Origin of the sequence: Bradyrhizobium denitrificans (assembly GCF_013179005.1) — a bacterium.
GTDB classification, from domain to species: domain Bacteria; phylum Pseudomonadota; class Alphaproteobacteria; order Rhizobiales; family Xanthobacteraceae; genus Bradyrhizobium; species Bradyrhizobium denitrificans.
Window position 1 is genome coordinate 38,405 of sequence record NZ_JABFDP010000031.1, and the last position, 17,085, is coordinate 55,489.

The 17,085-nt window shown below is 63.0% G+C and carries 18 protein-coding genes; 8 read left to right on the forward strand and 10 right to left on the reverse strand.

The window, feature by feature from the left end:
- Positions 1 to 1,809: 1,809 nt before the first annotated feature.
- On the forward strand, positions 1,810 to 3,036 hold the full coding sequence (locus HL671_RS29825; protein ID WP_172241260.1) for a hypothetical protein: 1,227 nt from the start codon (positions 1,810 to 1,812) through the stop codon (positions 3,034 to 3,036).
- Between the two features lie 670 nt (positions 3,037 to 3,706).
- Here HL671_RS29825 and HL671_RS29830 read toward each other — a convergent pair.
- Positions 3,707 to 4,636 carry a LysR family transcriptional regulator gene (locus HL671_RS29830; protein WP_172241263.1) on the reverse strand — a complete coding sequence of 310 codons (930 nt, stop codon included), beginning with the start codon at positions 4,634 to 4,636 and terminating at the stop codon, positions 3,707 to 3,709.
- Between the two features lie 106 nt (positions 4,637 to 4,742).
- Between HL671_RS29830 and HL671_RS29835 the strand changes: the two genes are divergently transcribed.
- Both HL671_RS29835 and HL671_RS29840 read left to right on the forward strand, forming a co-directional pair.
- Complete coding sequence (locus HL671_RS29835; RefSeq protein WP_172241266.1) at positions 4,743 to 5,021, forward strand: hypothetical protein; 279 nt, start codon at positions 4,743 to 4,745, stop codon at positions 5,019 to 5,021.
- Between the two features lie 37 nt (positions 5,022 to 5,058).
- Positions 5,059 to 5,868: a type III pantothenate kinase gene (locus HL671_RS29840; RefSeq protein ID WP_172241269.1), complete on the forward strand. Its 810-nt coding sequence runs from the start codon at positions 5,059 to 5,061 to the stop codon at positions 5,866 to 5,868.
- A 188-nt stretch (positions 5,869 to 6,056) separates the two neighbouring features.
- On the opposite strand, the gene HL671_RS29845 is transcribed toward HL671_RS29840, so the two are convergent.
- Entirely contained in the window at positions 6,057 to 6,518 is a 462-nt protein-coding gene (locus HL671_RS29845; protein ID WP_172241271.1) for a hypothetical protein, read from the reverse strand.
- A 225-nt stretch (positions 6,519 to 6,743) separates the two neighbouring features.
- Entirely contained in the window at positions 6,744 to 7,598 is an 855-nt protein-coding gene (locus tag HL671_RS29850) for a LysR family transcriptional regulator (RefSeq protein ID WP_172241274.1), read from the reverse strand.
- 132 nt (positions 7,599 to 7,730) lie between these two features.
- On the opposite strand from HL671_RS29850, the gene HL671_RS29855 reads away from it, so the two are divergent.
- Positions 7,731 to 8,717, forward strand: a complete 987-nt coding sequence (locus tag HL671_RS29855; protein WP_172241278.1) for a zinc-dependent alcohol dehydrogenase family protein — start codon at positions 7,731 to 7,733, stop codon at positions 8,715 to 8,717.
- Between the two features lie 53 nt (positions 8,718 to 8,770).
- Positions 8,771 to 9,595, forward strand: a complete 825-nt coding sequence (locus HL671_RS29860; RefSeq protein ID WP_172241281.1) for an SDR family NAD(P)-dependent oxidoreductase — start codon at positions 8,771 to 8,773, stop codon at positions 9,593 to 9,595.
- 99 nt (positions 9,596 to 9,694) lie between these two features.
- Here the strand turns inward: HL671_RS29860 and argC are convergent, their stop codons facing one another.
- Positions 9,695 to 10,669, reverse strand: coding sequence for an N-acetyl-gamma-glutamyl-phosphate reductase (gene argC, locus HL671_RS29865; RefSeq protein WP_172241284.1), 975 nt, complete (start codon positions 10,667 to 10,669; stop codon positions 9,695 to 9,697).
- Between the two features lie 82 nt (positions 10,670 to 10,751).
- Positions 10,752 to 11,153 carry an addiction module antidote protein gene (locus HL671_RS29870; RefSeq protein ID WP_012041445.1) on the reverse strand — a complete coding sequence of 134 codons (402 nt, stop codon included), beginning with the start codon at positions 11,151 to 11,153 and terminating at the stop codon, positions 10,752 to 10,754.
- A gap of 63 nt (positions 11,154 to 11,216) precedes the next feature.
- On the opposite strand from HL671_RS29870, the gene HL671_RS29875 reads away from it, so the two are divergent.
- Together HL671_RS29875 and HL671_RS29880 are read left to right on the forward strand one after the other, a co-directional pair.
- Complete coding sequence (locus tag HL671_RS29875) at positions 11,217 to 11,399, forward strand: hypothetical protein (protein ID WP_012041444.1); 183 nt, start codon at positions 11,217 to 11,219, stop codon at positions 11,397 to 11,399.
- A 40-nt stretch (positions 11,400 to 11,439) separates the two neighbouring features.
- Positions 11,440 to 11,688 carry a type II toxin-antitoxin system RelE/ParE family toxin gene (locus tag HL671_RS29880; RefSeq protein ID WP_312010767.1) on the forward strand — a complete coding sequence of 83 codons (249 nt, stop codon included), beginning with the start codon at positions 11,440 to 11,442 and terminating at the stop codon, positions 11,686 to 11,688.
- Positions 11,689 to 11,694: 6 nt separating this feature from the next.
- Here the strand turns inward: HL671_RS29880 and lysA are convergent, their stop codons facing one another.
- The 3 genes from lysA to argH form a co-directional block, all read right to left on the reverse strand.
- Positions 11,695 to 12,960 carry a diaminopimelate decarboxylase gene (gene lysA, locus HL671_RS29885; RefSeq protein ID WP_172241287.1) on the reverse strand — a complete coding sequence of 422 codons (1,266 nt, stop codon included), beginning with the start codon at positions 12,958 to 12,960 and terminating at the stop codon, positions 11,695 to 11,697.
- Between the two features lie 277 nt (positions 12,961 to 13,237).
- Positions 13,238 to 13,531, reverse strand: a complete 294-nt coding sequence (lptM, locus tag HL671_RS29890) for an LPS translocon maturation chaperone LptM (RefSeq protein WP_172241290.1) — start codon at positions 13,529 to 13,531, stop codon at positions 13,238 to 13,240.
- Between the two features lie 83 nt (positions 13,532 to 13,614).
- Positions 13,615 to 15,006 (reverse strand): argininosuccinate lyase, encoded by a 1,392-nt coding sequence (argH, locus tag HL671_RS29895; protein ID WP_012041440.1) that lies wholly within the window; start codon positions 15,004 to 15,006, stop codon positions 13,615 to 13,617.
- 96 nt (positions 15,007 to 15,102) lie between these two features.
- Between argH and tlpA the strand changes: the two genes are divergently transcribed.
- Positions 15,103 to 15,792 carry a thiol:disulfide interchange protein TlpA gene (gene tlpA / locus HL671_RS29900; RefSeq protein ID WP_172241293.1) on the forward strand — a complete coding sequence of 230 codons (690 nt, stop codon included), beginning with the start codon at positions 15,103 to 15,105 and terminating at the stop codon, positions 15,790 to 15,792.
- Positions 15,793 to 15,883: 91 nt separating this feature from the next.
- Here the strand turns inward: tlpA and HL671_RS29905 are convergent, their stop codons facing one another.
- Positions 15,884 to 16,081: a putative motility protein gene (locus tag HL671_RS29905; protein WP_012041438.1), complete on the reverse strand. Its 198-nt coding sequence runs from the start codon at positions 16,079 to 16,081 to the stop codon at positions 15,884 to 15,886.
- An 85-nt stretch (positions 16,082 to 16,166) separates the two neighbouring features.
- Complete coding sequence (locus tag HL671_RS29910) at positions 16,167 to 17,045, reverse strand: 3-hydroxybutyryl-CoA dehydrogenase (protein WP_012041437.1); 879 nt, start codon at positions 17,043 to 17,045, stop codon at positions 16,167 to 16,169.
- Between the last annotated feature and the right edge of the window lie 40 nt (positions 17,046 to 17,085).

Sequence of the window (17,085 nt, forward strand, 5' to 3'; positions counted from 1 at the left end):
GCGCTCCTCACCATGAGGGTTTGGCCGTGGAGTCGGCGCGGCCCGTCGGCCGTGACTACCTGCCCCTGGTGACGAGCGCGCCGGCTTCGATCTGCATGTGTCACGTTCGGGGTCCAACCTTCGCTCCTCACCCTGAGGAGCCCGCCGCAGGCGGGCATCTCGAAGGGCGAGGCCCAACTGCCGATCACGCGGTTCTTCATTTGTGAGAACCTGCGCGAATGGGTGAGGCCGACGTCGCCACCGGAACCGCGCCTGCAGCTTCGATCTCGCATGCACATCGGTTCTCGCGGCGTGGTCTCGCCCGAGCTTTGCGAACAGGTCTCTCCCTCCGGAAACAAGAGGGCGCAGGGAAGGTCGGGAGCTGGCCTCTCCCATGGCCCGCCTGCAGAAAGAAAAGCAGGCGGCAGTCACCACAGGTTCGGCCGACACTTCCGGCCTTCCCTGCGCGATGGTGTTACGATTTATACGCGCTCTTCCCGGGGAACGGCTGTCTTGCCCCCGTCGCAGCCGACTCGTCATCGGCCGCTTGGCATCAGCACCGCGATGCCAGAACCACGCGACTTCCTCGTCGCACCGGGATCGTTCGTCCGCGCGAGCAAGCCCACGCTGCGCCCCAATGCGCCCACCGCATCCCGCACCCGACGTCCGTGACGATCGCGAAGCGCCCCCTCAGCGGGACGGGATGCGGGGAGTAGAGCACGATTTCGGATAAAGCGCAAGCGAAAATTTGGGTAACTCCTGCGTCAGAGCATGTCGCACCGATGATGCTCCGGATTCGATCATGCCAACTGGTGCAGGAGGAGCACGCCGAAACGTTATCGATCGCGGTTCGCACGCTAGGACACGGGCTAACTATGGGACCCTCGATGTCTTGACGTGCCGGACTTCGCCACCCGCGTGCGGCTAGACTGACGAGCCGGCCGCACGACTCCCGCATCCCGTAAGTCGGAAATGCGCTTGCGCGCACCATAGTGTGCGCTACGCGAAAGTCTAAAAGCTTGGGATTATACCGGCCTGCGGCTTGCGAGAAGTACGCCGCTTGATTACTCTCCAGAGACAACTCTCGCTTACAGCGAAGTCGCTATCCCTGAAATTCATATTGCTACTTTATCTGCATTATCGAGCCATGACCTTCTCGCTGACGTGCACGTGAGGGCTCCGTGCAATTGCTTTATTCACATTCAACGCGTTCACACGAAACGACCAACAACAGCTTGATACAGCAAAGAAGCTCCTCGCCCTAATCTCCCCGCTCTTCTATCGTGAGGACGGAAAGCAGGAGGTCAGCGAGCTGGGATTTGTCTTCCGACCCAAAGATTTTCAGAAGGAGCTGTATCGGCTGCAATATCAAGCCCTGAAAGACTTTATGTCTTCAGCTGGGGTGACGATTGCTCAGAACGTTTCGACTCAATCGCAAGCGCGATAGAGACCACGAGCTGGCAAGTTACCAAACCGCATGCCAGCCAGTGACCTGTTCTTGAAAATTAGCCTCATTACTACGGCATTGAGGAGAGCTCAAACCTCGATCAAAGGTATCCCCCGCCCTGTCTAGGGACAGCAAGGATGAGATGTGCGAGGATGTCTCCTCATTTACCAACTCCGCCGCCGGGCGGCGTAGCGGAAATTGCATTAGAGCCTAGTGTGGGCAGGCACAATCAGGATCGGCTATCTTTCACTTTGCGGGTCGCACGAGGCTCGAATTACAGTGACAGTGCACGAAATTTCTATTCACCGGCCGATTTTATGCACTGTCACCGTAGTTTCTATGTCCCGGTTAAAATTCATCACTCACCTTACTGAGGATTTAGAATGGCAACATACGACTCAAATAGCGATCTCAAGCTGATTTCCGATCTCAGATCGTTGCTCGCCGCCACTCTTGCAAAGAGCGATGCAACTTTGCCTGATGATATAGGTAAAGCCGCGACGACCGCAAAAGCTCTCTCGGAGGCTGAAAAAGCGGCGATTGATGCCAGAACTCAGCAACGCTTCGAACAGAAAAAAGTGATATTCGCAGCGCTCGTTCCGATCGTCTCGATGCTAACCGTGCTTGTCACGATTCTCGTGCAGTATTTTCAGCTCAAGGAAACGCATCAGCTAAACGAATCTCAGATATATGAAGCACGCCGCCAGAACGAATCAATGCAGTGGCGCGAATTTCTTGATAATCTAAGGACCTCATCAGCAACAATTCAATCTGATCCAACGTTCGCACCCCGACTGAGATCTTTTTTTTCGTCACCCATAGTTGGCGCGCAAGCAAGCGAAGTCGCGAAGCGCTTGATGGGCAACATGGCTAATGTTCTAGGATTCAAAGATCTGTTCAATATGACATTTGTTGAGATCAACTCGGACAATATAGAAGATGCTGTAGACGTAGGACGAATTCTGCGTAACAGTCTTCGGCTGAACGACGAAAATTGCCGAGTATTCTATCAACGCTTAGAGGAAGGGCAGAGAGCGAAACTCAACTTGGATCTAGATGGAAGTTTTTGCGCTCAGGAAGTAACCGAAAAAGCCATACGAGACGCTGGTTTAACATCAATTGAAATGGCCCGACTACTAGAGTTAAAGGAGATTGCACGTAATTTGATCTCTGAGACGCAATTCTTGTCTGAAATGATTGCAACCTGGATGCGGACTACATTCCCTGTAGGGTCCCAGCCGTCGAAAGAGACGATTTCGTTAAAGGGACTTCGACTGGACGAAGCAGACCTTTCTAACGTCGATTTTTCGAGCTTTGATCTTAGCGGCGTCGAATTTTCTTGGGTTACGCTTGATCATGCGAAAATTACTCCAAGAATTTACGGGGAAATCCCCTACTTTATCCAGACAAAATGGTGGGATGCCGACACAATTCAACCTGACCTATTGGATTATCTTCTACGAGATCGGTACCCGTATCATTGGGACAGTTCATATCCTGACGGCGACGTCGACCGCTCAACCTATCAAGAGAGAATATCGGCACTTTGCAAACCGATGAGGCCGAACTGCACCCCTTCACAGTTGTTGTTTGGAACAAAGGAGCATTAATGTTCAGGGCGACAATAGGCCGATATAGCCCGCGTCGAAATCGAGCGTACATCGCCGACATCCACAAAGGATCTTCCCTAAGAGCGCAAGCCAGGGCGAAACTTACCAAACCTAAATTGACATACCCTCTATATACGCCACTGGACGCCCCAAGGTAAGCATATTGAGCATGTAACCCCTGCGCTCTCTCGACTCCGGGCCTGCAATCGTTCGAATCTTCCCTTAGATGCTTTCACGACCGATTTCCGGTCGAGCCTGGAAAGGGACATGCCTCACCCCACCGGAAGTCTATGGCCATGAACCGCCCGCCATCATGCGCATCCCATGATTGGTGCATAGAACATCGGCCGGTCAACGACCTCTTGCACCGGTGGAAAGTAGGCTTTCCGCCCCTCGCGATTGACGAGACAAACCTCGATGCCGGTCTTGTATTGCGGCCAAAGGAACGTCACGGATTGACCGCGCGGGCGGACGATCAGCCCGCATTACGGTGCGTATTACGGTGACCGTGCATCTAATTTCTGCGTACACGCCTGCGTACCATCCGTGCGGTCTCTATTAAGTCACTCCGGCCTGAGCATCATCGGTTTGCGCCTCAATTGAGCGCACTGGCAACGAAACTCCGAAACGGCGCCATCACCGTCATCGACTTAGCTTGCGAGTTGCCAGGTCAATTCTCTTCATGACCGTCGACGCCTGCGACAAACGGATCGCGCTTGAGCCAGTGATCGACGAGAAAGTCTGCAAACGCGCGGGTCTTCGTCGAAGGCAAACGGGACGGTTGAAACAGAAGATGCAGCGGGGTCGGCGCGGGCTCGTGTCTGCGGAGGATGCGTTGCAAATGTCCCCCGGCGAGATCTGCTCCAACTTGCCATGATGGCACCCGCACGATACCCGCGCCATGCTTTGCCATGGTGACGAGCGCATCGAGACTGTTGACCCAGATCCGCCCGTAGAGGCGGATCCTATATTCCGCGTCCTGATCTAGCTTGAAGCGCCAGACCGCGGCGCCAGGCGTGCCCGAGAACACCAGACAATCATGATGTTCCAGATCGGCTGGCGATTGCGGGGTCCCGCGACGTGCCAAATAGGCTGGCGAAGCGCATAGGACCATCTGTAGATCCGCAATCTTTCGTGCAACCAATCGGGAATCCGGCAGATGCCCGACACGGAGCGAGAGATGAATATCTTCCTCGACCAGGTCGACGACACGGTCGACCAGCAGCAGGTCGACGGAGAGCGACGGGAAGCGGTGCAGGAAGTCATCTAGCAGCGGCGCAATCAGCAAACGGCCGATCAGGGTCGGTGCACTGACGCGAAGACGTCCGGTCGGCTGATGATCCCGGCGCGACAATGTGGATTCGATTTCCTTGAATTCCGTCAGGATCGACTTCGCCCGCTCATAGAGAATTCGTCCATCTTCGGTCAGCGCCAGGCGCCGCGTGGTGCGCAACAGCAGCCGCGTCCCGAAATGCTGTTCCAATTCAGAAATCTGTCGGCTCACAGAGGTGAGCGAACTCGGAAGTGACCTGGCCGCTGCGGACAAGCTTCCGGCATCGACCACTCGGACGAAAGTCGCCATCGCAGCGAGTGAGTCCATCTTGATCCTTCCGAATTTAGGAAGACTGTCTGCCGCAGGTCATAGATACCGCCGATTTTCGAAAGGGTCTAGCCTAGGCCATGCTGAATAGACATGAGGCACTGCTATGCCCACCAATATCGCCTTGCTCTCGCCCTCTCATTCACCCGACGCGTCAAACCTGTCGGACGCAGCGACTGCGCGCGATGCGATCTCCGTGCTGACGTTTTCCTTCGTCGGACTGGTCACGGAGTTGCTCGCAATTCTTGGCTCAAACGGCGACGGATGGGCGACGTCCTTGTCTTCCGGATTGATTGCAGGCGCACCTCCACTTGCAGCAGTGATCGCTTTGCGCGTTGCTGGCACAAGGCCACTGCGGCATCGCCGGCATTCGCGGCAAAGCTAATCCTCGACGAGAACATCGAAAACCTGGGGCTTCATCGATGCTTCTGGCAATTGAGCAGGGAAATACGAACAGCCTCTTCGCAATCCATGACGGCCATCAGTGGATTGCCCAATGGCGATCGGCCACTGAGCCAACCCGTACAGCCGATGAATACGTGGTGTGGCTGTCGCAGCTGATGGAAATGCACCGGCTTAAGCTCAGCTTTTTGAGTGCATGCGTGATATCGAGCGTAGTACCGCAATCGATCTTTAACCTGCGAAATCTGTCCCGCCGTTATTTGCACATCGAGCCGTTGATCGTGGGTGAAAATGCCGAGGCAGGCATCGAGGTCCGGATCAGCAAGCCCTCAGAGGTCGGATCTGATCGACTGGTCAATGCGCTTGGCGCCCTCGATCTCTACCCGGGGCCATTGATCATCGTCGACAGTGGGACCGCCATCACGCTGGATGTGATCGGGAGGGACGGCAGCTTCGAGGGAGGCGTTATCGCGCCGGGGGTTCACCTCTCGATGGAAGCGCTACATGCCGCCGCCGCGAAGCTTCCCAGGATTGCTCTGCAAAAGCCAAGCCGGGTGGTGGGCGATGACACGGTTTGTGCCATGCAATCGGGCATTTTCTGGGGACACGTCGCCCTGATCGAGGGAATGATCGCACGCATCAAGACTGAGCGGAAGCAAACAATGACGGTCGTCGCAACCGGAGGCGTCGCATCGTTGTTTCACGGCGTCACCGACGCGATAGATCACTTCGATCCCGACCTCACCATTCGCGGGTTGCTGGCGATATATCGCCGTAACGCCGCGACGGCCAAACAACTCAGCGGCCCCGTAGAGAATCGCTCTCTCTAACGGGCTGTCATCCAAGCCGACCTGACAAGCGTAAGTCGGCATCCCGCGAGTGCCTCGGGCGCTACCAGGAGGGCAAAACCAGGAAGTCACGGTGCCGCTGCTTCATACTCGCGATTTGGCGCAGGCGGCCGCTGACGGATTACGGTAACTGCATAAAACTGACGCGATCGCTCAACTCAGACATGCAATCATCGAACCTTGCTCAAGCTGCCAGCATAGGTGCTCATCGCTTCGGAGAGCGCCAGCACGAGAGCAACACATCCGCACAATGCGAAGATGAAGCAGATGCCGTAATAGACGAATTGGGGATCCAGTTTCTGATACTTCGGATCTCTTGAAATCTGAAATTGGTGGGAGCTGCGAACAAATCGCCGGAACGGCTCCCACCTCACGTCTATCAGCAGCGGAAGCATGAACAAAATCAGCTGGAAGAATGGAAGGGAGAATAGGGCCGAGGCCGCACTTTCGGTCGAGACCTGCCCCGTGCGGTTCATACGAACGACCTCGTCGCCTACGCGCCCTGAGACATAGACGAAAGTCGAAACGCAGGCGCCAACGGCAAAGAAGCCGCAGTTGAGGAGCCATGCGCATCTGGCGACGCGGCGCGACGCATTGTCGATGAGGTATGAAGGATCTTGCAAGCTGCTCATAGCCGCTCAGGATACGCCTGAGAACAGCAAAACGCACCTTATCTCAATGGTCTCTTTGACGGTTCGCGACCGCTCGGGTCCACGACAACAAGGGAGGCGGCTGCTATCGGCGGCGCACTCCAGCATCACCACAGGATTACGGTGACACTGCACAAACTCGAGGCACGCGGGGGACGAGATCCGGAGCGCCGACGAGATCGAGAGCGCCGCAGCGTCAAACGTATCTCACGCGGACGCCAGTTGCGAGATGACGAGGTCGAGCAGCGCCCGCAGCCGGGCGAGCCGGCGCAGATCGCGGTGATAGCCGACATAGGTGTCCCGCCCCGGCGGCTGCTCGCCGATGTCGACGGGCCGCAGGCCCGGCGTCGCGTCGCCGAGCGGCCGGGGCAGCACGGCGAGCCCCGCGCCTTGCGCTGATAGCATGGCCTGAACGTCGCGGTTGTTGCTGCGCATCGCGACCTCGGCCTTCGGCAGTCGCTTCGCCAGCCAGCGCGCATCGGGCATGTCGGCGAAAGCCGTGTCCATGGTGACAACCCTGATCCCCTGGCCATCGCCCTCGACACGCCGCGGGCCGTCGAGCGGGCCATACACGGCATAGGGGATATGCAGGAGCCGGCGCGAGATCACCTCCGACTCGTCGAACGCGCGGATGCGAAACACGAGATCGGCCTCGCGGCGGGGAAGACTGTAGAGCCGCGCGTCGGTCAAGAGCTCGACACAGACGCGCGGGTGCAGCCGGCCGAATTCGGCCAGAACCGGCGCCAGCATCAGGCGGCCGAACCAATCCGACGACGAGATCCGGAGAAAACCGTCGAGCTGCGCCTGCGCGCCCGCCAGGCGCCGCTCGAAGGCGAGCGCCTCCTCCTCCATCCGCTCGGCGTGGGCCAACACCGCCGTGCCCTCGTGAGTCAGCACGAAGCCTTCGGCCGTGCGCTGAAACAACGTCTGGCTCACGGCCGCTTCGAGCGCCGCCAGGCGGCGTCCCATGGTCGGCTGCGACAGGCCGAGCCGGCGCGCGGCCGCGCCGAGCGTGCCCTCGCGCGCGATGGCGAGGAAGATCCGCAGGTCGCTCCACTCCATGCAAGGCCTTTCGACGACGGGGGCGACGGACACCAGACGCCCATTCAAAACTGAATGGATTACATACGAAGTCGATGATGTCCATTCATGGCACGACGGCCGATGATGCCTCCATCACAGCAGGAGGTCGCCATGACCATTTCGATGAAGGCTGCCATTCTCCACGAAACCGGCGCGCCGCTGCGCGTCACCGCGATCAGCCGCCCCGCGCCGGGACGCGGCGAGGTCCTCGTCCGCATCGCCGCGGCCGGCACCAACCCGCTCGATACCAAGATCCATGCCGGCCAGGCCGCGCATGCCAGGCAACCGGCTCCCGCCATCCTCGGCCTGGACATGGCCGGCACGGTCGAAGCCACAGGCGAAGGCGTCACCCGGTTTCGTCCGGGCGACGAGGTCTACGGCATGGTCGGCGGAGTCGGCGGCCACCCGGGAACGCTGGCCGAATATGTCAGCGCCGACGCGGATCTGCTCGCGGCCAAGCCGGCGAACCTCAGCATGCGCGAGGCGGCCGTCCTGCCGCTGGTGACGATCACGGCCTGGGAAGGCCTGGTCGATCGCGTCGGCATCCGGCCGGGACAGACGCTGCTCGTCCTGGGCGGCGCCGGCGGTGTCGGTCACATCGTCGTCCAGCTCGGCCTCGCCTTCGGCGCAACGGTTTTCGCAACGGGACGTCCAGAGAGCCGGCCAGTGATCGAGCGCCTGGGCGCGGTTTTCATCGACCGCAACGAACCGATCGCCGACGCCGTCGCGCGCATCACGGCGGGCCGCGGCTTCGACATCGTCTACGACACGGTCGGCGCGCTCGACACCGCCTTCGCCGCGGTCGCGCGGTTCGGCCATGTCACCTCGTCGCTGGGCTGGGGCACCCATCCGCTGGCGCCGCTGTCGTTCAAGGGCGGCACCTATTCCGGCGTCTTCACACTGCTGCCGCTGCTCGACGGCAAGGGACGGCGGCATCACGGCGAGATCCTCGCCCAGGCCGCACAGCTGGTGGAATCCGGCAAGCTCACGCCGCTGCTCGACTCGCGCCGGTTCGCCCTCGAGGACGTCGGTGCGGCCTATGACGCGCTCAAGACGGGCGGCACCGGCAAGATCGCCATCGACATCGCGGCGGCATGAGCCGGCGCGACCCCCGAGCCTCACACGCAACGGCAATATCGAGGAATAGTCCGATGAGAGTCTGGTTCATCACAGGGGCCTCGCGCGGCTTCGGCGCGCTGGTGGCGCAGCGGGCGCTGGACAGAGGCGACGCCGTCGTGGCGACCGCCCGCAATCCGAAGGCGATCGTCGATCGCATCGGGGCGCATCCCGACCTCCTGGCCCTCGCGCTCGACGTGACCAGGGAGAGCGAGGCGGTCGCGGCGGCGCAGGCGGCGATCGACCGCTTCGGCAGGATCGACGTGCTCCTCAACAACGCCGGCTTCGGCCTGATGGGCGCGGTCGAGGAAGCCAGCCAAGAGGAGATCGAGGCCGTCTTCCGCACCAACGTGTTCGGGCTCCTGGCCGTCACCCGCGCCATTCTGCCCCACATGCGCAAGGCACGGTCCGGCCGCATCCTCAACATCTCGTCGATCGGCGGCTATCGCGGCTCGGCCGGCTTCGGCGTCTATGGCGCGACCAAGTTCGCCGTCGAGGCGTTGTCGGAGGCGATGCGCGCCGAGCTCAAGCCGCTCGGCATCCATGTGACGGCGATCGAGCCGGGCTACTTCCGGACCGACTTCATGGACGCCTCGTCGTTGAAGGTCAGCCGCATCGTGATCCCCGATTACAGCGCGACGGCAGGTCGTGTCCGCGCGAACGCCGGCACCGTCAACGGCGCCCAGCCCGGCGATCCCGACAAGCTCGCGCGGGTGCTCGTCGACTTCGCCGGCGAGCCCGATCCGCCGGTGCGGTTACCACTGGGGGCCGACACCGTCGCGGCGATCGAGGCGAAGCACGCCTCCGACGCCGCCATCATCGCCCGATGGCGCGAGGTCGCGCTCTCGACGGGCTTCTGAGTGGGGACCACGGTGACGGTGCAGCGGATCAAACGCTGAGGAGAGGCGCCGTTTGATCACCCGTTCCGTCTCCCGCTGCTGTGACAATCGCGGCCGACCTCACGGCCAGACCGGCACCCCCTCCAGCCCCGCGGTCTCAGGCAATCCGCACATCAGGTTCGCATTCTGCACCGCCTGCCCGGCCGCGCCCTTGCCGAGATTGTCGACGACGCCCAGCGCGATCACCAGGTTGCGCTCGGGGTCGGCGGCGTAGCTGACGAAGGCGAGGTTGGAGCCGGTGGCCCATTTGGTCTGCGGCGGCTTGTCGGTGACGCGGACGAAGGCGCTGGCACGATAGAAGCGGCGGGCGGCGTCGAGGCACTGCGCGGTGGTGGCGCGGCCGCGAGCGTAGATGGTGGCGAGAATGCCGCGGGTCATCGGCACGAGATGCGGCGTGAACACGAGGCCGGCAGCGCTGCCGCCGCTGATCCGCGCGATGCTGCGCTCGATCTCGGGCATGTGGACGTGTTTGAGCAGGCCGTAGGGGATCAGGTTCTCGTTGCTCTCGGCGTAGCCGAAGCCTGTGCCGCCGCCGCGGCCGGCGCCGGAGATGCCGGTCTTGGCGTCGATCACGATGGTGTCGGGCGAAATCAGCTTGTCGGCCAGCAGCGGCGCCAGCGGGGTCAGCGCCGCCGCCGGGAAGCAGCCGGGGTTGGCGATGCGGGTCTTGCCTGCGATCTCCTTGGGCCAGACGTCGGCGAGGCCGTAGGTCCAGCCGTCGACGTAGCGGTGGTCGCCGCCGATGTCGACGATCTTCACGTCATCAGGCACGCGCGCCAGTGCATCTCTCGAGGCGCCGGTGGGGAGCGAGGCGAACAGCACGTCGAGGGACGGCAGGCGCGCGGGGTCCCATTTCTCGATCACGAGATCGGCGAGCTTGGCCGGCACGCCGGGGAAGCGCTCCGCCAGCCGCTGGCCGGCGCTGCCCTCGCCCGCGGCGTAGACCAGTTCGAACGAGGGATGCCCCGCGACCAGGCGCATCGCCTCGCCGCCGCCAAAACCGCTGATCCCGACGATGCCGACGCGAATGCTCATGGGGGGTCCTCATGGTGAAGGGAATGCGGAGTTGCGGCGCTGCATGAGACGCGCGACTGAGCTGCGCTTCAGCCGGAGATCGTCACCGCGACGCCGCGGCTTTCGTCTTCGGCTTGGCGCCGGCCGGCTCGGCCGTCAACCGGATTCCCGTCGCGGTGATGATCCGCAGGACGGTCGCGAACTCCGGATTGCCGTTCTCGCCGAGGGTCTTGTAGAGCCCTTGCCGCGTCACGCCGGCGGACTCGGCAACCTGGCTCATGCCCTGCGCCCGGGCGACGAGGTCGAGGGCGTCGCGGACCTCGGCGGGATCACCGTCGGCGAGCACGAGGTTGAGATCCTCCGCTCGGGCGGCCGGCGTACGGAGGTGCTCAGCGGCATCGAATGTCTTGAGCTTGCTGATTTCATCCTCAATCCTCCAATGTCGCCGCGAGGTCCTGGGCCTTTGGCCTGGGTCCGCTTGTCGCCAAGCGACAGACCGGAACACCCCCTCGCATGTGCCGGTGACCCGTGTTATTTTGCGGGTATGACTGATGCAACCACCCGTGCGATGCCTTCCGCGCTGCCGCCGAGCGAAGCCGAGCTTGCCGAATGGCGGGCTTTGAGCCGCGAGGAGCAGCTCGCGCGCTACCGCGAAGTGCTGCAGCATCCCGATTGCCAGCGTATCACCAGCTCGACCATGAGCGATATTCGCGCCGAGGCACAACGGCGCGTCGCGGCTCGCCGCGGCTGAGTTCAAGCTCTCAGCCCGTGCCAAGGCTGATCTGCTTGATATCTACGACTATACGAACAGCACCTTCGGTACGTACCAAGCCGACGCCTATCACGCGGGCCTTGAGCGCACGTTCGATCTGCTGGCGAATTTTCCGCGGATCGGTGCCAGCGTGAGCGATATCGCGCCCGGGCACCGGAGGTTTCGGTTCCAGGCGCATATCGTGTTCTATACCGAAGATCCAGACGGCGTTGTGATCCGCGTGATCCTGCACCACTCGCGCGAGATCAGGCCCGATCTGTTCGATTGATCGCACTCACAGCCACGGCGCCGGCGTATCCATCGCGATCAGCTGCTCGACCTCGATGCGCGGGCGGATCACGGCGGACTGGTCGCCCTTGACCAGAACCTCCGGTACCAAAGCGCGGGTGTTGTAGGTGCAGGCCTGCACGGCGCCGTAGGCACCCGCGGTCATGATGGCGAGGAGGTCGCCGGGCGCAGGTTCGGGCAGCGTGCGGTCGAGCGCGAGGTAGTCGCCGCTTTCGCAGACCGGGCCGACAACGTCGGCCACGAATGCGGGCGCGTTCGGCGCGGGCTGGATCACGGGCAGGATATCGTGATGCGCCTCGTAGAGCGTCGGGCGGATCAGATCGTTCATCGCGGCGTCGATGATGACGAAGTTCTTGGCTTCGCCATGCTTCACATAGATCACCTTGGCGACCAGGATGCCGGCATTGCCGACGATCATGCGGCCGGGCTCGAACATCAGCGTGCAGCCGAGATTGTGGCTGACGCGCTTGACCATCGCGGCATAGGCGGCGGGCTCCGGCGGCACCGCGCGGTCCATGTGATAGGGGATGCCGAGGCCGCCGCCGAAATCGACGTGGCTGATCGTGTGGCCGTCGGCGCGCAGCGTCTGCACGAACTCGGCGAGGATGCGGAACGCGGTCTCCATAGGGCCGAGATCGGTGATCTGGCTGCCGATATGGACGTCGACGCCGGTGACCTCGATGCCCTTCATCTTGGCGGCGCGGGCGTAGACCTTGCGGGCGTGCTCCAAGGGAATGCCGAATTTGTTCTCCGACTTGCCGGTCGAGATCTTGGCGTGCGTGCCGGCATCGACGTCCGGATTGACGCGCACCGAGATGCGCGCGGTGTGGCCAGTCTCATTGGCAAGCCGCGCCAGGAGGTCGAGCTCCGGCTCGGACTCGATATTGAGGCAGTGGATGTCGGCCGCGAGCGCGGCGCGCAGCTCGGCCTCGGTCTTGCCGACGCCGGAGAACACGATCTTGCGCGCGGGGATGCCGGCCGCCAGCGCGCGCTTCAGTTCGCCGCCGGAGACGACGTCGGCGCCGGCGCCGAGCTTGGCCAGGGTGCGCAGCACCGACTGGTTGGAATTGGCCTTCATCGCGTAGCAGATCAGCACGTCCTGGCCGGTGAAGGCCTCGGCGAACACGCGATAGTGCCGCTCCAAAGTGGCGGTGGAGTAGCAGTAGAACGGCGTGCCGACCTGGGCGGCGAGCCCGGCGAGATTGACGGCCTCGGCGTGCAGCACGCCGTCGCGGTAGTCGAAATGGTTCATGGGTCTGGTCCGCGCGCGGGGCTGCGAGATGGAGTGATTGTGGCGGCGAATTGCCGGGAAATGGGGCGGATTGTCAATTGACGCGGCCACCCCCTCCCCCTGGAGAGGGAGGGTCGGGGCACGGCGCGTCAGCGGCATGCGCCGGGGTGAGGTGATGCCGCGAAGGCGGTGGCCGTGGAGAGATCACCCCGCCTCGCGTCTCGCTGCGCTCCACGCAAGGCGACCCTGCCCCTCCAGGGGAGGGTGGCAGCGACGGCGGATCGAGCGGAGTTTGCCCCTATTTGCTGTCCAGCAGCGGGTCGAGGATGAAGGGTTTCTTGGTGCCGCGGGAGGCGGCGGGGCCGGCGTCGGTGCCGTAGCCGGAGTTGAACAGGCCCGGCTTGTTGGCGGTCTCGGTCGCGGTGTCGGCGGGGGCAGCCGACATTTGCGGCGCGGGCGGCGAGTTCGCTGGCAGGTCCAACGGGCCCTTGCGCCCGCAGGCGGCGAGCGACAGGGCGGCGGCCCCGACCACAAGGAGAGGCCAGGCTTTGGACATCGGACGGCGACTGCGATTCACGTGTGAGATCCCCATGCGGGCTGCACCATACAGAGATTGACCGGACGTGGCGAGTGCCGGGGAGCCACGCCGGTCCGGTCAAATTTCGGACAGCGGCCCTACTTTCGCTGTTTTTCCAGCCGCTTCAGCCAGCCCTTGGCCTGGCTCGCGACGTTCTTCGGCGCGGTGCCGCCGAAGCTGGTGCGGCTCTTCACCGACGACTCCACCGAGAGCACGCCGAGCACGTCGGCCGTGATCTTCGGCTCGACCTGCTGCATCGCCGATAGCGGCAGCTCGTGCAAGGCGACGCCCTGCTTCGACGCCAGCGCCACGATCCGCCCGGTGACGTGATGGGCCTCGCGGAACGGCATCTTCAGCGTGCGCACCAGCCAGTCGGCGAGGTCGGTGGCGGTGGCATAGCCCTCGCCGGCGGCGGCCTTCATGCGGGCCTCGTCCGGTACCAGATCGAGCGCCATGCCGGTCATGGCGCGGATGGCGAGCGACAGCGCGGCAAAAGCCTCCATCGCACCCTGCTTATCCTCCTGCATGTCCTTCTGATAGGCGAGCGGCAGGCCCTTCATCACGATCAGGAGCGCGTTCAGCGCGCCGATCACCCGGCCGGTCTTGGCGCGCACCAGCTCGGCGGCGTCCGGATTGCGCTTCTGCGGCATAATCGAGGAGCCGGTGGTGAACTTGTCCGACAGCTTGATCAGGCCGACCAAAGGCGAGGTCCAGATCACGATCTCCTCGGCGAAGCGCGACAGATGCACGGCGCAGATCGAGGCGGCGGAGAGCGTTTCCAGCACGAAATCGCGGTCGGAGACGGCGTCGAGCGAATTGGCCATCGGGCGCTCGAAGCCGAGCGCCTCCGCTGTGGCGTGGCGGTCGATCGGGAACGAGGTGCCGGCCAGCGCGGCGGCGCCGAGCGGGGATTCATTGAGCCGCTTGCGGGCATCGGCAAAGCGGCCGCGGTCGCGGCCGGCCATCTCGACATAGGCCAGCAGATGGTGGCCGAAGGTGACCGGCTGTGCCGTCTGCAGATGGGTGAAGCCGGGCATCACGGTGCCGGCATGGTCGAGCGCGCGAGACGCCAGCGCGTGCTGATAGGCGGCCAGCGCGGCGTCGATGTCGTCGATCGTGTCGCGCACGTACAGGCGGAAATCGGTCGCGACCTGGTCGTTGCGCGAGCGCGCGGTGTGCAGGCGGCCGGCGGCCGGGCCGATCAGCTCGCCGAGCCGGCTCTCGACATTCATGTGAATGTCCTCGAGCGCCCGCTTGAACTCGAACGCCCCCTTGGTGATCTCTGACAGGATCGTGTCTAGACCCTTGCCGATATTTTTCGCATCACTCGCGGTGATGATGCCTTGGGCGGCGAGCATGGCGGCGTGCGCCTTGGAGGCGGCAATATCCTGCGCGTAGAGGTGGCGATCGACGTCGATCGAGACGTTGATGTCCTCCATGATCTCGTCGGGACGCTCCGAGAACCGGCCACCCCACATCTTGTTGCTCATGCCTGCCGCTCTTAAGCCTTGCTGATCGCCAAAGGATGGGACACATCGTGCAGTGCCCCGCAAATTCGCGCCTCTGATAGCCGCAACCGACCCGAGATGACAAACGATAAGCCAGAGCCGTCCCCTGCCCGCCCCGCTGGATCGCGGAAAACGCTGCTGGCCGCAGCCGCCATCACGGTGGTCGCCGTCGCCGGTGTGGCGGCCATGGCGTTTGGCGGGCTGCTGAAGGGCCGTCCGGCGGGCGACCAGGCCTGCGAGGCGGCGGTCGCGACCGCCAAGCGGATCGCGCCGCTGATCAAGGGCGAGGTCGCGGCGCTGACGCCGGCCACCGCGCCGCTGCGGTTGCCGGATCTCGCTTTCGAGGATGGGACGGGCGCGCCGAAGAAACTGTCCGACTTCCGCGGCAGGACGGTGCTATTGAACCTGTGGGCGACCTGGTGCGTGCCGTGCCGCAAGGAGATGCCGGCGCTGGACGGGCTGCAGGCCAAGCTCGGCAGCGACGCCTTCCAGGTGGTCGCGGTCAACATCGACACCCGCGACCCGGAGAAGCCGAAGGCCTTCCTGACCGAGGCCAAGCTGACGCAGCTGGCCTATTTCAGCGACCAGAAGGCCAAGGTGTTCCAGGACCTGAAGGCCGTGGGCCGCGCCTTGGGCATGCCAACCTCGGTGCTGGTCGACGGCCATGGCTGCGAGATCGCGACCATCGCAGGCCCCGCCGAATGGGACAGTGCCGATGCGGTCAAGCTGATCCAGGCCATCACGGCGAAGGCGGCGGCAGGACTCTGACACTCGGCCTTTTGCGCGAGGCCATTCCCAGGTCGTCATCGCCGAGCTTGTTCCGGCATGACGAGCAACTGATTGGTTGGCTGAATCGAGCTCAGGCGGCGATGTTGAGATTGCCGCCGACGCCGGGGCCGACATTGGCGAGCGACAGCGTCTGCTGCGCACCACCGAGCAGGGTCAGGACGGCATCCTTCTGCGCATTCAGGTTCTGCTTCAGCACAGTCGTGGCGACCTGCTGCTGAGTTGCACTCGCCTGCTGCGCCAGGGCCGCAGCCACCAAGCTCATATCCATACGCTTATACCCTCGTTACGGGCACTCTAACCCGGCAGCCTTAACGAAGCGTATCGATTGGCCTATCCAACGCGGGGTTGTGCGGTCAGCGCGTCGGGACCGGCTTGGGCCCGCGATAATCGTAGAAGCCGCGCTGCGTCTTGCGGCCGAGCCAGCCGGCCTCGACATATTTCACCAGCAGCGGGCACGGCCGGTACTTGGAATCCGCCAGCCCCTCATGCAGCACCTGCATGATCGACAGGCAGGTATCGAGGCCGATGAAATCGGCCAGCTCCAGCGGGCCCATCGGATGATGCGCGCCGAGCTTCATCGCCGCATCGATCGCCTCGACATTGCCGACGCCCTCATACAGCGTGTAGATCGCCTCGTTGATCATCGGCAGCAGGATGCGGTTGACGATGAACGCCGGGAAGTCCTCGGACACCGCGATCTGCTTGCCGAGCCGGCCGACGAACTCCTTGGCCGCCTCGAAGGTCGTGTCGTCGGTGGCGATGCCGCGGATGAGCTCAACCAGCTCCATCAGCGGAACCGGATTCATGAAATGAATGCCGATGAAGCGCTCGGGCCGGTCGGTGCAGGCGGCAAGCCGCGTGATCGAGATCGACGAGGTGTTGGAGGCGATCAGCGCCTCCGGCTTCAGGACCGCGCAGAGGTCATGGAAGATCTTGCGCTTGACGTCTTCCTTTTCGATCGCGGTCTCGATGACCAGATCGCAATCGGCGAGGCCGTCGAGGCTGTCGGCGAGCGAGATATGGTTCAGCGCCTTGCTGCGCGCCTCGTCGGAAATGACCTTCTTGGCCACCTGGCGGGTCAGGTTGCCATTGATTGTCGCCATGCCCGATTTCAACCGGTCGGAGGTGACGTCGTTGAGCACCACGTCGAGCCCGGCCAGGGCGGCAACATGCGCGATGCCGTTGCCCATCTGTCCCGCGCCGATCACACCGAGCTTGTTGATCTGAGCCATGTTGTCATCCACCGGAACGGCGCGCCATCTGCGTCCGTCC